Here is a 12,651-nt window from a genome sequence, read left to right on the forward strand (position 1 = left end):
GTTCATTTCGAGCGCATGACCTGAACGCAGGGTAAAAAAAAGCAGCGGTAATCGCTTACCGCTGCTGGAATCTTGCCCACAGGTTCGGGTTAAACAGCGTGTTCGATCTGTTCATCCAGCAGTTGTGGAATAATATCGGCAGCATCCCGGGAAAGTTTACGTCTTTTTACGGCTCGGGATGGAGGCTGGCACAAACTACAGGCGAAGCTGCCCGCAGGCTGGTGCGCGTGGGTAATGAAATTGCCGTCACAGCAGTTGCAGCGGGACAATTCAAGCATTCCGCTTTCAACAAAACGCACCAGCGTCCAGGCGCGGGTCAGCGCCAGCAGGGGTCCCTCTTCCTGCTGCGGGCATTGCTCAAGGTAAAGTTTGTAGGCTTTGATCACGGCATCAACGCCGCTGCATAAGCCCGTTTTAAGCAGGTACTGCCAGGCGTTACAGAACATGGAAGCATGGATGTTCTGCTCCCAGGTCATGAACCAGTCAGTCGAAAACGGCAGCATGCCTTTTGGCGGCGGGCTACCACGCAATTCTTTGTACAGCTTGATCAGACGACCACGGCTCAGCTGCGTCTCGCTTTCCAGCATTTGTAAACGCGCACCGAGCGTGATGAGTTCCATCGCCAGCTGGATATCACGGGCTTCCTGAACAATGCTTTTTTCGCTCATTGTTAAGCCCTTTTCTTCCGGGCTACGTCATCAGGCTGGCTGATTTCGTTGAGCAGGCGGGTGGAGAGAAGAATACCGGTGTGGATCTGTTGCAGATCGTCCACGCGGGATTCCTGAGTCAGACGCGTAATGGTCTGCGGGTTATCAAAACGGAACTGGCAGACAAGTTGATTGGTTTCAGCCAGCTTGACCATTTGCGGGAGGGTTAATCCACCCAGCATGGTTGCCATCTCTTCGTTAACACCCAGACGAAACATCGCTGACGGTTTGTCCTGACTAATCAAACGCTGCGCGAGCAATAAATACGACAAATTGATGTCATAAATATGTTTTAGCAACTCGGATGTATGCATTTTTCCCATCCCGAATAACCAACTATTATTTTTATGCGGAAAGACCGCACCCCGTGATGTCGCCGGGAAATCACCCGGTATAAAAAGAAAAGGCCAAATGCATAGTTGAATTTAGGTTTGTACGTCGTAAAGCGCGTGACCGGTTAACATGGCCAAAATGTCGGTTACACATTTTATCTTTTCTTACAAATAACTAAGATTTTTCCTAATTCGACGCAAACTCTACTCGTCAGTTTTGACACATACAATGCAGCCCCCCCTGGAATTTAAAAAAAATGTGATCTACGTCACATAATTTACGCGAATGTAACCCATAAATCCATCAGCGCGACTTGTAATTTGACTATTTATTGAGCAAGTGAAGCTTGTTTATATTCTTATGGAACGAATACTCATGCAGAGGGATGAGGGGATCGGGTATGAAAATTGCTACGTCGAAGAAGCATTGCCCTTTCGCGTTACAACGGGCGCGAACGCCAGAGAAGAGGCGGAGTTAATTAAGTAAAAACAGCAGCTTAAGTTTTCTTTTCGAGAAACAAGTTTCCATGGGTAACCATCACGCTTGCGTTGACGATCGGTTAACGCGATTTAACAGCACGGAAGGCTAAATGTGTGATTTACGTTAAGTTGTTAATTACTTTCATTTAGCGTCCCCATTTCGTTATTCTTCTTATAAGAATAATTAATGAATAATTATGATAAGCTTCACACTATTGTCGCATGTGCCTCTTGCAGAAGCGGCAGATTCGCGGTAAAGCTTGAGAAAGGTGTCATTCTGACATAAAAGGAGTGTGTGATGAGTTACTCCCATCTTCTTGTTTCTGTTGCTGTTTCCCCCGAAAGTCATCAACTCGTCGCCCGTGCCGTTTCCATTGCCCGCCCGAATAATGCCCGCATAAGTCTGATTACCCTGGCTGCTGAACCCGAAATGTATAATCAACTGGCAGCGCCAATGCTGGAAGATATTCGTGAGGTTCTTCAGGAGGAAACGCAGCAATTTCTGCGCGAGCTGGTTGAGCGGGCAAAATATCCTGTCCACCAGACGGTGATTGCCACCGGCGAGTTAAGTGGACATATTCTCGACATTTGTCAGAAACAGAATGTTGACCTGGTCATTTGCGGAAATCATAACCAGAGCTTTTTTTCCCGGGCGGCATGCTCGGCAAAATCCATCGTTTCGTCAAGCCAGGTGGATGTCCTGCTGGTGCCTCTCGGGGGCAATTAATGCCCCCGGAGAAAATCAGGCGAGTTTAGGGAAGGTCGCGATCTTTTTTTGCAGATCACCTTCCTGAGTTTGCGGCTGGATCGCGCGCAAATCGTCAATAAAACGCGCCTGCCAGCGGTTGATATCATTCTTAACGATGGTCTCCATCATTTCTGAATGACGTGAAATACGTTCCGCAAGCGGCATGGTTAACGCGCGGTTCAGGGCATTTGCCACGTCATCGCGATCGTAAGGGTTCACAATCAGCGCCGAGGTTAACTCGTTTGCCGCACCGGCAAATTGGGACAGCACCAGCACGCCCGGGTCAGCAGGATCTTGTGCTGCTACATACTCTTTTGCCACCAGATTCATCCCGTCGCGCAGCGGGGTGACCAGCCCGACGTCCGCATAGCGGAACACTTTCATCAGGATTTTGCGCTCAAAGTGCTGATTCAGATAGAAAAGTGGAGTCCAGCCAAGCTGACCATAGCGCCCGTTGATGCGCCCTGCTTCGGTCTCCAGCTGGTGACGAATATCCTGGTAAGCCTGAACCTCACCGCGCGAGGTCGGCGCTATCTGGGTATAGCGGATCTTGCCGTGATGCTGCGGGAATTTATCCAGCAAGGTTTCATAAGCGAGGAATCGCTCCGGCAACCCTTTGGAATAATCCAGTCGTTCAACCGAAAAGATATTCTTAACGTGCTTGAGTTCGTCCTTGAGCTGGGCAAGCTTCGGTGGCAGCGGACCAGAGGCCTGCTCGGCGATTTCGTCTGGCTCAATACCAATCGGGTAGACTTCGGTATGGAAATTTCGTCCCCACGCGGTGTGAGATTTGCCGCCGTGAGTGACCAGCCGGGTTTTACCCGACACGCTGTCGAGGAACGCCAGCCTGTCATTTTCCGTCTGGAAACCGAGAAGGTCGTAATCAGACAATGCTTCAAGAATTTCATCATGCTGCGGCAGCGCCGTAAAGATCTCCGGGGTCGGGAACGGAATATGCAGGAAGAAGCCGATCCGGTTCTTCACACCCCGTTTACGCAGCTCCCTGGCGAAGGGCAGCAGATGGTAATCGTGGATCCATAAAATATCGTCTTCTTCGATCAGCGGCAGCAGTTTATCTGCCAGCAGCGCGTTAACGCGCATGTAGCCTTCATAGGATTCACGCTGGAATTTCACCAGATCCAGACGATAGTGAAACGCTGGCCACAGCACGGCGTTTGAGAACTCGGAATAATATTCATCGTAGTCCTTCTCGCTAAGGGCGAAGGAGGCCCACGTGATATTGCCCCGTGACACCTTTTTTAGCGGTTTCTCATCATTACTGATTTCCCCGCTCCAGCCAAACCAGAGACCACCCGCGGCTTTGAGGGCACCTAATACCCCGACCGCCAGGCCACCGGCACTGGCTTTTTTATCATCCGGCGGTGCGATGCGATTAGAGACGACGACTAAGCGACCCATAATGATTTCTCCCGTTGTTTTGCGCTATTTGTTGTTGTTGCTGGTTAGCGACGTCAGATATCCACTGCCAGACGCTGGCGACATTTTCCAGCCGCCATCCGGCAATGGTTTCACCAGATCCAACCTTGACAGACATGCCCTGGGCCTGGTTTACCACCCTGAACCCGGCCTCGTCGGTCAGGTCATCCCCAAAAAAGACTGGCGTACGCCCTTTGAACGGCGCTTCCGCCATAAACGCTGCAATGGCAGCGCCTTTATTAATTCCTGCCGGTTTAATCTCGACCACACATTTACCCGGCTGTAACGCCAGCTCCGGATGGGCTTCCGCCACGCTTCTTGCCACCGCAAAGATCGCCGCCTCATGATGGGGCGCCTGACGGTAGTGCAGCGCAAAGGCCATGCCTTTGGCTTCCAGTTCCGTACCGGGAAGCATTTCCAGAGCCGAAGAGAGTTGCGTATGCAGCGCCTGAATCAGCGTGTCGGGGAGTGAAACTATATGCAGTTGATCATGGATATCGCGGCGCTCCGCTCCGTGCACACCGGCCAGCGGAAAGTGATAAGGACTGGCGAGCACGTCCAGCTCGGCCATTGAGCGCCCTGAAATCAATGCCAGTGCCCCCTCGTTCTGTCGGGAGAGCTGCTGCAAATTCTCTAACACCGTGTCCGGTACAACGACGTCATCCGGATGCGGTTCAATCCCGGCGAGCGTCCCGTCGAGGTCAAAAAAGAAAGCAAATTTTCCGGGCAGTACAGGCGGTGCGGTTAACAAGTCAGCCACCCTAATCCTCCTTACAGTGAACAAAACAGCCATGTAAGTATAGACAGTGTGACGGTGCTCGCCATTTGGCAACCGGCCCGTCAGCAAAACTGGCGGGCCGGTCAGGGGGTCAACTATGGTTAATAGTTGAGCATATTGATGGCTAAAAATAAATCAGACGGTACGCTTCGCTTTTTGCTTGTAACGGTCGAAGATCACCGCTGCCAGCAGGATCAGGCCGCGTACGACGTACTGAGAGAACGGAGAAATATTAAGCAGGTTCATGGCGTTCTCCACGGTCCCCAGAATCAGGATCCCCGCCACCACATATGAGATTTTTCCGATGCCGCCCTTGAGGGAAACGCCCCCTAAAACGCAGGCTGAGATGACGATCAGCTCATAACCAATGGAGGTCATTGGCTGGCCGCTGGTCATACGCGACGCCAGAATAATCCCCGCCGCCGCCGATACCAGCCCGGAAAGCACGAAGATAATGATCTTGGTCCGTACGACCGGGACACCCGCCAGACGCGCCGCCTCTTCATTGCCGCCAATCGCCAGCGTGTTACGGCCAAACGTGGTGCGGTTAAGCAGGAAACCGAACAGGATCAAACAGCCTACCGTCAGCCAGATTGGCGCAGGCAGACCCAGCCAGTTGGCATAGCCCAGCGTGAAGAAGCGCTCGTCTTCAATCCCCACGGCTTTCCCGTCGGAGATGATATAGGCCAGACCGCGCACGATTTGCATGGTCGCCAGCGTCGTAATCAGGGCGTTAATCTTCAGGCGCGCAATGACAAACCCGTTCACCAGGCCGCTCAGCACGCCGAGCAGCAGCCCGGCCAGCACGCCGATCCACAGGCTTTCGGTCATGTTGATCACCACGGCAGTGGTGACGCCTGCACAGGCAATCACCGAGGCAACCGACAGGTCAAAATCGCCGGAGGCCAGGCAGAATAGCATTCCGCAGGCCACCATGCCGGACATGGAGATAGCCAGCCCCAGCCCCTTCATATTGATGAACGTGGCGAAATTCGGCACAAAAATCGCGCAGGCGACGAACAGGGCAGCAAAGACCACCAGCATGCCGTACTGGTCCCAGATGCGGCCAAAACTGAAAGCCGACTTCGGCGCTCCGGATGTAGTAACAGAGGACATCATTGACTCCTTACTCAGGCGACAGCCTGGCTAACTTTAGGCATGGCGAGACTCAACGCCTGTTGTTCATTCGCCTGTTCATGCAGCAATTCACCGGCAATTTCACCTTCACGCATCACAACAATGCGGTCGGCGACGCCCAGCACCTCAGGCAGATCGCTGGAGGCGAACAGGACCGCCACACCGCGTTTTGCCAGTTCATAGATGACGTTATAGATTTCGTGTTTCGCCCCCACGTCGATACCGCGCGTTGGCTCATCCAGCAAAATGACCTTCATATCTTCCGACAGCCAGCGCCCCAGAATGGCTTTTTGCTGATTGCCGCCGGACAGGTTCATGATCAGCTGTTCAGCCCCGGGGGTTTTGATGTTCAGCGAACGGATATGGTGATCCGCGTTGCTCGCCTCCCAGCCGTCGTTAATCAGACATCCCGCGCGGATGAACTTGCGCCGGGCAGAGATGTTGATGTTGTCGCGCACCGAGTGCACCGGAATAATGCCCTCGGCCTTTCGATCCTCCGGGCAGAGCATAATCCCCGCGTTTATCGCCTGCGCAGGCTTCTGAATATCGACCTTTTTCCCGTCGACGAAAACCTGGCCCTGGGTTATTCGAGTGCCGCCAAACAGCCCTTTCATCAGCTCGCTGCGCCCTGCCCCCACAAGGCCAAACAGCCCGACGATTTCGCCGCTGCGCACCGAGAGTGAAATGGGCGTGCGCACGCCCGGGGCTTTGACGTTATCCAGACGCAGACGCTCAGGGCCATACTCGCGCGGTTTCCAGTGGTAAATATCCCCCAGATCGCGTCCGACCATCGCCTGCACCAGTTGGTCATGGTTGACCTGCTGCATATCGGTGAAGGTGCGCACGTAGCGGCCATCTTTAAACACGGTGATGGCATCGCTTAAGGCAAAAATCTCTTCCATTCGGTGAGAAACGTACAGAATGATGCGGCCCTCTTTGCGCAGCTCGCGGATCACGCGAAAGAGATTTTCTATTTCACGCGCCGAGAGCGAGCTGGTTGGCTCGTCAAAAGCGATAATTTTGGCGTTACGTGCCAGCGCTTTGGCAATTTCCACCATCTGCCACTGGCCGATGGAGAGATACTTAAGGGGCGTTTGCGGATCGACATCCAGCCCAAGGTGCTTGAGCTGCAAGCCCGCTTCATAGTTGAGCAGCGAGCGGTTGACCACGCCGCTTTTATGCGGAAGCTGGCCCAGATAGATGTTCTCCGCCACGGTCATTTCAGGAATGAGATGCAGCTCCTGATAGATGATAGCGACGCCCGCATTTAACGCTGCCGTGGTGTCGGCAAAGGCCACCTCTTCGCCGCGAATAGCCAGCGTGCCGGTGGTGGGCGTGTAGTTGCCGCTGAGAATTTTTAGCAGCGTGGATTTTCCCGCGCCATTCTCCCCCATCAGGGCGTGAACCTGGCCGGCATAGCAGTCGAAGCTGATATCGGTCAGCGCGTTTACACCGGGGAACGTTTTACCGATGCCGCGGAAAGAGAGATACGGATCAGACTGTTGCATAACGACTCCGTGATTCCTGTAGTGTGTACGTCTGGCCCCTCACGGTGAGTGAGGGGCGCAATCACAGCGTATTACTTACCGCCCAGTCCTTTTTTCGCCAGCTCCTCTTTGAAGTTATCGCGAGTGATCAGCACCACATCGGTCACTTCAGTGAATTTCGGCGGCTCAACCCCTTTGGTCACCCAGTTGTAGAGCATTTCGCTGGATTTATAGCCGTGGACATCCGGGCTTGGCAGCAGAGAGCCGTAGAAACCGGTCGCCTGCGCTTTAGACAGTTCGCTCACGGCGTCAACGCCGTTGATGCCGATCCCGATCACGTCCGGTGCTTTAAAGCCCTGGCCTTCCGTTGCACGCACGCCGCCCAGTACGGTGTTGTCGTTCATCCCCACCACCAGCCAGTGCTTCACTTCCGGATGCTGGACGAGCATGGAGTTCGCCGCATCAAAGGCGCCCGGAATATCGTTGGATTTGGTCGGGACTTTGTAGATCTGTTTTTCCGGGAAGCCAGCCGCTTTCAGGGCGTCCATGGACCCGGTGGTACGACGACGGGCGGTGTCCAGCTCGTCAGCGGTAATGGCCATCACGGCGGTCTCTTTGACATCCCAGCCGCGTTTTTGCATCTCTTTGTAGAGCTCCTGGCCCTGACGCTCACCGATTTTAGTGGCCGCCATCATTACCAGCGGAACGGTATCCATCGGTTTACCTTTGGCGTTCACGAACTGATCGTCCACCGCAATCACTTTCATGTCGTAACCGCGCGCTTTCGCGGCAATCGCTGACCCCAGTTTTGGATCCGGCGTACAGATAACGAAACCTTTCGCGCCGCTGGCCGCCAGGCTATCAATGGCGTTCAGCGTTTTCTCACCGTCAGGTACGGCGATTTTAATTACCTCAAATCCCAAATCTTTTCCGGCTTTATCAGCAAATTTCCATTCGGTCTGGAACCACGGCTCTTCCGGCTGTTTAACCAGAAAACCGAGCTTTAAATTTTCAGCGATAGCGGATTGTGACATAACGGCAGCCAGGCCGATGGCCGCCAGCGCTTTAGTAAATTTGTGCATGGTAAACTCCAGCTTTAGCATTCTTATCTGTAGGGAATAATGGCGAACAACTTATTTAATCGGACTTAAAACAAGGCATTAGCGCTTACCTCGTCATAAGCGTTATTGCTGGAGATAGTTTTAGCGGGAAATTAATCATCCATAAGAGAGCGACATCACACCGCAGAATTACAGTAATTGCGTACATAAATTCAGCGAAAAATGACATAAAAAAGGACGTAATTGTCCTACAAATGGAAAGGAGTTAAGCAGGATTATCCATAAGGTCAGCTAAGAAATCCCTGTAACCCGGACGCCTTAGCGCCCGGCAGAAAAAATTACCAGCGGTAATAGATGTGTTCAGCATGATCGCGCACGGGGGCGTCGTCACCCAACAGACGAGCAGAGAGCGCCAGCGCAAAGTCAAAAGCGTGCCCCAGCCCCTTGCCGCTGATGAGGTTATTATCTACCACGACCGGCGCATCCACATATACTCCATCATCAACGCTCTGCCAGAGGTCGCCGGAACAGACGTAGCGGCGCCCCTTCAGTAGCCCGTTACCGCCCAGCACCCGCGCGGCCGCAGAGCAGATCGGGCAGATAAGTTTACCCTGCTCGTCATGGGCGGAAACAAAGCGGAGCACCTCCTGGTTAGCCGCAAGATTGACGCTCCCCTGCGGCCCACCGGGCAACACGACTGCGTCATACAGCGTATTAATGCGCTCCGTTAACGTACTGTCAGCCACCATGGGGATATTGTGGTAACTCACTACCGCACGGGACGCCGTGCAGGCCAGCGTCTCCACTTCAATCTGTAAACGCCGCAGAATATCAATCGTGATAATCGCTTCTGCTTCTTCAAAACCGGGTGCCAGCAGCACCGCAACGTTAGCCATCATAAACCTCAACGAATTAAACGATGTAAAACAGTGTTTCATTTTCTCGGATTATCAGATAGCAATCTTGCGTCGCGATCACAGAACCGTATATTGAGTGAAAATTGATTTAGCTCAAATTTGATACAACAGGATATATTTACAGATATTATTTCTGATTTAACACTTTTACAGAATTTCCCGCCAAAGAACGTTTCCTGAAACGATAAAAATGAGCAAAATTAATTTTATGTTCATAAAAATCAACAGATTATATAAAAAACAATCTCGTAACCCTCTTTTCATTCTGGGCTATATTTAAATTTGTAATGTATGGTAAACACAGCCCAATTAAGAGTTTTCTTAAGTCGAAGAGAAGCGTATGCTTATTTAAATCGAACACAGGAAGTGAATTTTCGAGTTTTTTTACCTTGCAGAAATCTATTTCTGCCATTCAATCGTCAATACCTGCCGGGTCAGGTTAAGTAGCGGACATCAAGTCCCGCAGTCAATAAGGATATGAGAATGACTACCCAAACGATGATGCAAAAACTGAATGCCCAGATGAACCTGGAGTTTTATGCTTCCAATCTGCATCTGCATTTGAGCGCGTGGTGTTCCAGAAAAAGCCTCAACGGCACTGCCACCTTCTTTCGTACTCAGGCGCAAAGTAACGTCACGCACATGATGCGCGTCTTTAACTTTTTGAAAGCTGTCGGGGCAAACCCTACCGTCAAAGAGCTTGAAACGATTGAAGATAATTACACTTCTCTGGAAGATCTGTTCCAGAAAACGCTTGAAGAGTATGAGCAACGCTGTGCGAAGCTGAGCAAACTGGCTGATGAAGCCAAGGCGCAACAGGACATCATTACCCTCAAGTTTTTACGCGATATGGACAGAGAGCAGCAGCAGGATGGCATGCTGCTGAAGACGCTCGCAGATGAAATCCGCAATGCGAAACGCGCGGGGATTTGTCTGGAGCAGACGGACCGCCATCTTCTCGACATTGCGACCGTGCAACACCACTAAGTCCTTCACCCGCTCCCGTCAGGGCTGAGAGTTCCCCACAAAATAATGCCTGCACAGACGGCCCCCTCTCCCTTGAGGGAGAGGGCTGGGGTGAGGGGGAACATACGGCTCTGGTGGTCATTCCGTTCACTTTATGTTCCTTGCTACTCTGTCACGGCATAACCGGTGAACGTGCCAGGGTGGCTCAGTCGCCACCACCCTGGCGACCCGGGCTTCCGGCGGAAAATCGCCGCTTCGCGGTGCCTTCGGCTTATTCCTTCCGGCTTATCGGGGACGGGCGGAGGTAACATCCCTGTAAAGCCCGCCCTCTCGGCGCATCCCTGCGCCTCGCCCCGGCCTACAGGAAACGCCTCAGCGATTTACAGCCGGACCGAGGCATCGCTGAAAGCCCTCAGTTATTCTGAGGCAACGTTATCGCTTTTGCTTTCAAATTACTGGGGATCCCTCAGCCCGTCAGGGAGTGGGTACCAACTCCCTGCTTTTGCTGACATTTAACAAATCAGATCTTGCTCCCAATGAATAACCACACATCGTGTAATGATTTGTTTAATTACATTCATTGACGAGGGAGCATCATGATCACCATTGAGTTTATTGTCATTATCCTCTGCCTGCTGATAGGCACCCGCTTCGGCGGGATGGGCCTGGGGCTGATAAGCGGTATCGGCCTGTTTATTTTGAGTTTTGTCTTTGGTCTGCAACCCGGTAAACCGCCGGTTGACGTGATGCTCACGATCCTCGCCGTCATCGGCTGTGCGGCCACGCTACAGACCGCCGGTGGCCTGAATGTAATGATGCAGTTTGCAGAGCGCCTGCTGCGTAAACATCCCCAGCACATCACCCTTCTCGCACCGTTTACCACCTGGATGTTGACCTTCCTGTGCGGGACCGGGCACGTCGTCTACACCATGTTTCCCATTATCGCGGATATCGCCCTGAAAAAAGGCATACGCCCGGAACGGCCGATGGCGGTGGCCTCGGTGGCATCTCAGATGGCGATCACCGCCTCCCCCGTTTCCGTGGCCGTCGTTTCGCTGGTCTCGATTCTTGGTGCGCAGCACGGTATCGGCCACGCGTGGGGGATCCTTGAAATTCTTGCGGTCTCCGTACCGGCCTCACTGTCTGGCGTCGCCATTGCGGCACTGTGGAGCTTGCGTCGCGGGAAAAACCTCGCAGACGATCCTGAATTTCAGGAAAAGCTGAAAGATCCGAAACAGCGGGAGTTTATCTATGGAGGAACGGAGACGTTGATGGATCAACGTTTCCCGAAACAGGCCTACTGGTCCACGTGGATCTTCTTCGCCGGGATTGCCGTAGTGGTCCTGCTGGGTGCGCTGCCCGAGCTGCGTCCGGCGTTTGAGATCAAAGGGAAAATGACAGCCCTGTCGATGAACCTTGTTATTCAAATGATGATGCTGATCGCCGGGGCCATCATGCTGATGACCTGCAAGGTGAATGCGTCGGCCATTTCAAACGGGGCGGTATTTAAGGCGGGGATGGTCGCGATTTTCTCGGTGTTTGGCGTGGCGTGGATGAGCGATACCTTTTTTCAGGCGCATCTCGACGAGCTGAAAATGGCGCTGGAGGGGGTGGTGAAAAGTCATCCCTGGACGTATGCCATCGTCCTGTTCCTGGTATCAAAACTGGTCAACAGCCAGGCTGCGGCCTTGACCGCGGTCGCCCCGATGGGGTTGATGCTGGGCATCGATCCGAAAATGCTGGTGGCCTTCTTCCCGGCATCCTACGGCTACTTTGTGCTGCCCACCTATCCGAGCGATCTGGCCTGTATCGGGTTCGATCGCTCCGGCACCACCCGCATCGGTAAATTCATCATCAACCACAGCTTTATTCTGCCGGGGCTGATTGGCGTCAGCTGTGCCTGCGTGGTGAGCTATCTGCTGGTGCAGACGTTCTTCTGATCCTTCTGCGGGCGACAGGCTCTGTCGCCCTTCGACGTAAAAGCAGAAAAGAGTTTCTAATTTTAAAACATCGGTTTATTTTAGTGTGACTCACCCTGCGGTGTGAAGCGGAGTTCAATCAGCGCAATCGCTTTCTGGATCGCGCGGAGCGTAACCGGGTCCGCCGCAGCAGGATGGTTGGTGAAATCGATGTTTTTCAGCTGGGTCGACATCTTTTCGCGTACCTCAACCGGCGCGATAACGTCAATCACATCAAGGATTTGTTTGATAACCAGCTGGCAGGCGACGACGTCAGATACCAGTTCCTGATCGGCGCTCAGGTTTTGTGACATGGGGTTCTCCTTATTCAAAGGCCGCCATAGTAGCAAAACAGACGCCCTTCCATCTCCCTCTCGTCGTCCGCAGACATAAAAAAACCTGCCGAAGCAGGTTTTTTTATCAGAACATCGCACCCGGTGGGACGTCTTTAAACGTTGTGCAGTAGTTTGCCCACATGCTTTTCAGGATTTTGCGCAGTTTCATTATGTTGCTCCAGTAACGTGTTATGCAGGTGTTATTGTCAATACGCTTATAATATGACCACCATCACAAAAATCAACCATTTTGTGACTTGCGTCACGGTTATTAAACCCTCAGTGCTGCTGGTTTGTTAAAAAAAGCC

General features: G+C 52.7%; 13 protein-coding genes. 3 read left to right on the plus strand and 10 right to left on the minus strand.

Annotated elements, in window-relative coordinates:
- Positions 1-89: 89 nt before the first annotated feature.
- Together flhC and flhD are read right to left on the minus strand one after the other, a co-directional pair.
- A complete protein-coding gene (flhC, locus tag FZF21_RS13100; protein ID WP_003859695.1) occupies positions 90-668 on the minus strand; it encodes a flagellar transcriptional regulator FlhC in 579 nt (192 codons plus the stop codon).
- 2 nt (positions 669-670) lie between these two features.
- Positions 671-1,021 carry a flagellar transcriptional regulator FlhD gene (gene flhD / locus FZF21_RS13105; protein WP_003859693.1) on the minus strand — a complete coding sequence of 117 codons (351 nt, stop codon included), beginning with the start codon at positions 1,019-1,021 and terminating at the stop codon, positions 671-673.
- A gap of 796 nt (positions 1,022-1,817) precedes the next feature.
- Here flhD and uspC point away from each other — a divergent pair.
- Complete coding sequence (gene uspC / locus FZF21_RS13110; protein WP_017384418.1) at positions 1,818-2,246, plus strand: universal stress protein UspC; 429 nt, start codon at positions 1,818-1,820, stop codon at positions 2,244-2,246.
- Positions 2,247-2,261: 15 nt separating this feature from the next.
- On the opposite strand, the gene otsA is transcribed toward uspC, so the two are convergent.
- The 6 genes from otsA to FZF21_RS13140 form a co-directional block, all read right to left on the minus strand.
- The gene (otsA, locus tag FZF21_RS13115) at positions 2,262-3,686 is read right to left on the minus strand and encodes an alpha,alpha-trehalose-phosphate synthase (protein ID WP_015570257.1); all 1,425 of its coding nucleotides are present in this window, start codon (positions 3,684-3,686) and stop codon (positions 2,262-2,264) included.
- Complete coding sequence (gene otsB / locus FZF21_RS13120) at positions 3,661-4,464, minus strand: trehalose-phosphatase (protein ID WP_023303910.1); 804 nt, start codon at positions 4,462-4,464, stop codon at positions 3,661-3,663. The genes otsA and otsB overlap by 26 nt, the downstream gene beginning before the upstream one ends.
- Before the next feature lie 153 nt (positions 4,465-4,617).
- Positions 4,618-5,598, minus strand: a complete 981-nt coding sequence (araH, locus tag FZF21_RS13125; protein ID WP_003859689.1) for an arabinose ABC transporter permease AraH — start codon at positions 5,596-5,598, stop codon at positions 4,618-4,620.
- 14 nt (positions 5,599-5,612) lie between these two features.
- Positions 5,613-7,127: an L-arabinose ABC transporter ATP-binding protein AraG gene (gene araG / locus FZF21_RS13130; protein ID WP_003859688.1), complete on the minus strand. Its 1,515-nt coding sequence runs from the start codon at positions 7,125-7,127 to the stop codon at positions 5,613-5,615.
- A 71-nt stretch (positions 7,128-7,198) separates the two neighbouring features.
- Positions 7,199-8,188 carry an arabinose ABC transporter substrate-binding protein AraF gene (gene araF / locus FZF21_RS13135; RefSeq protein WP_017384422.1) on the minus strand — a complete coding sequence of 330 codons (990 nt, stop codon included), beginning with the start codon at positions 8,186-8,188 and terminating at the stop codon, positions 7,199-7,201.
- Positions 8,189-8,505: 317 nt separating this feature from the next.
- Entirely contained in the window at positions 8,506-9,063 is a 558-nt protein-coding gene (locus FZF21_RS13140; protein ID WP_047738765.1) for a DJ-1/PfpI family protein, read from the minus strand.
- 504 nt (positions 9,064-9,567) lie between these two features.
- On the opposite strand from FZF21_RS13140, the gene FZF21_RS13145 reads away from it, so the two are divergent.
- Together FZF21_RS13145 and FZF21_RS13150 are read left to right on the plus strand one after the other, a co-directional pair.
- Positions 9,568-10,071 (plus strand): non-heme ferritin-like protein, encoded by a 504-nt coding sequence (locus FZF21_RS13145; RefSeq protein WP_032654009.1) that lies wholly within the window; start codon positions 9,568-9,570, stop codon positions 10,069-10,071.
- Between the two features lie 575 nt (positions 10,072-10,646).
- Positions 10,647-11,990 (plus strand): anaerobic C4-dicarboxylate transporter, encoded by a 1,344-nt coding sequence (locus FZF21_RS13150; RefSeq protein ID WP_032654011.1) that lies wholly within the window; start codon positions 10,647-10,649, stop codon positions 11,988-11,990.
- Between the two features lie 80 nt (positions 11,991-12,070).
- Here FZF21_RS13150 and FZF21_RS13155 read toward each other — a convergent pair whose 3' ends face one another.
- Positions 12,071-12,322: a DUF2766 family protein gene (locus tag FZF21_RS13155; protein ID WP_003859683.1), complete on the minus strand. Its 252-nt coding sequence runs from the start codon at positions 12,320-12,322 to the stop codon at positions 12,071-12,073.
- A gap of 106 nt (positions 12,323-12,428) precedes the next feature.
- A complete protein-coding gene (azuC, locus tag FZF21_RS13160; RefSeq protein WP_003859682.1) occupies positions 12,429-12,512 on the minus strand; it encodes a stress response protein AzuC in 84 nt (27 codons plus the stop codon).
- Positions 12,513-12,651: the final 139 nt, after the last annotated feature.

Origin of the sequence: Enterobacter sp. LU1 (assembly GCF_008271405.2) — a bacterium.
GTDB lineage: Bacteria > Pseudomonadota > Gammaproteobacteria > Enterobacterales > Enterobacteriaceae > Enterobacter > Enterobacter hormaechei_C.

What these genes read in the sequence shown, in the direction of transcription:
- araH (WP_003859689.1), bottom strand. Translation starts at nt 5,598, where the DNA reads ATGTCCTCTGTTACTACATCCGGAGCGCCGAAGTCGGCTTTCAGTTTT.
- flhC (WP_003859695.1), bottom strand. Translation starts at nt 668, where the DNA reads ATGAGCGAAAAAAGCATTGTTCAGGAAGCCCGTGATATCCAGCTGGCG.
- otsA (WP_015570257.1), bottom strand. Translation starts at nt 3,686, where the DNA reads ATGGGTCGCTTAGTCGTCGTCTCTAATCGCATCGCACCGCCGGATGAT.
- flhD (WP_003859693.1), bottom strand. Translation starts at nt 1,021, where the DNA reads ATGCATACATCCGAGTTGCTAAAACATATTTATGACATCAATTTGTCG.
- FZF21_RS13145 (WP_032654009.1), top strand. Translation starts at nt 9,568, where the DNA reads ATGACTACCCAAACGATGATGCAAAAACTGAATGCCCAGATGAACCTG.
- azuC (WP_003859682.1), bottom strand. Translation starts at nt 12,512, where the DNA reads ATGAAACTGCGCAAAATCCTGAAAAGCATGTGGGCAAACTACTGCACA.
- FZF21_RS13150 (WP_032654011.1), top strand. Translation starts at nt 10,647, where the DNA reads ATGATCACCATTGAGTTTATTGTCATTATCCTCTGCCTGCTGATAGGC.
- FZF21_RS13155 (WP_003859683.1), bottom strand. Translation starts at nt 12,322, where the DNA reads ATGTCACAAAACCTGAGCGCCGATCAGGAACTGGTATCTGACGTCGTC.
- araF (WP_017384422.1), bottom strand. Translation starts at nt 8,188, where the DNA reads ATGCACAAATTTACTAAAGCGCTGGCGGCCATCGGCCTGGCTGCCGTT.
- uspC (WP_017384418.1), top strand. Translation starts at nt 1,818, where the DNA reads ATGAGTTACTCCCATCTTCTTGTTTCTGTTGCTGTTTCCCCCGAAAGT.
- araG (WP_003859688.1), bottom strand. Translation starts at nt 7,127, where the DNA reads ATGCAACAGTCTGATCCGTATCTCTCTTTCCGCGGCATCGGTAAAACG.
- FZF21_RS13140 (WP_047738765.1), bottom strand. Translation starts at nt 9,063, where the DNA reads ATGGCTAACGTTGCGGTGCTGCTGGCACCCGGTTTTGAAGAAGCAGAA.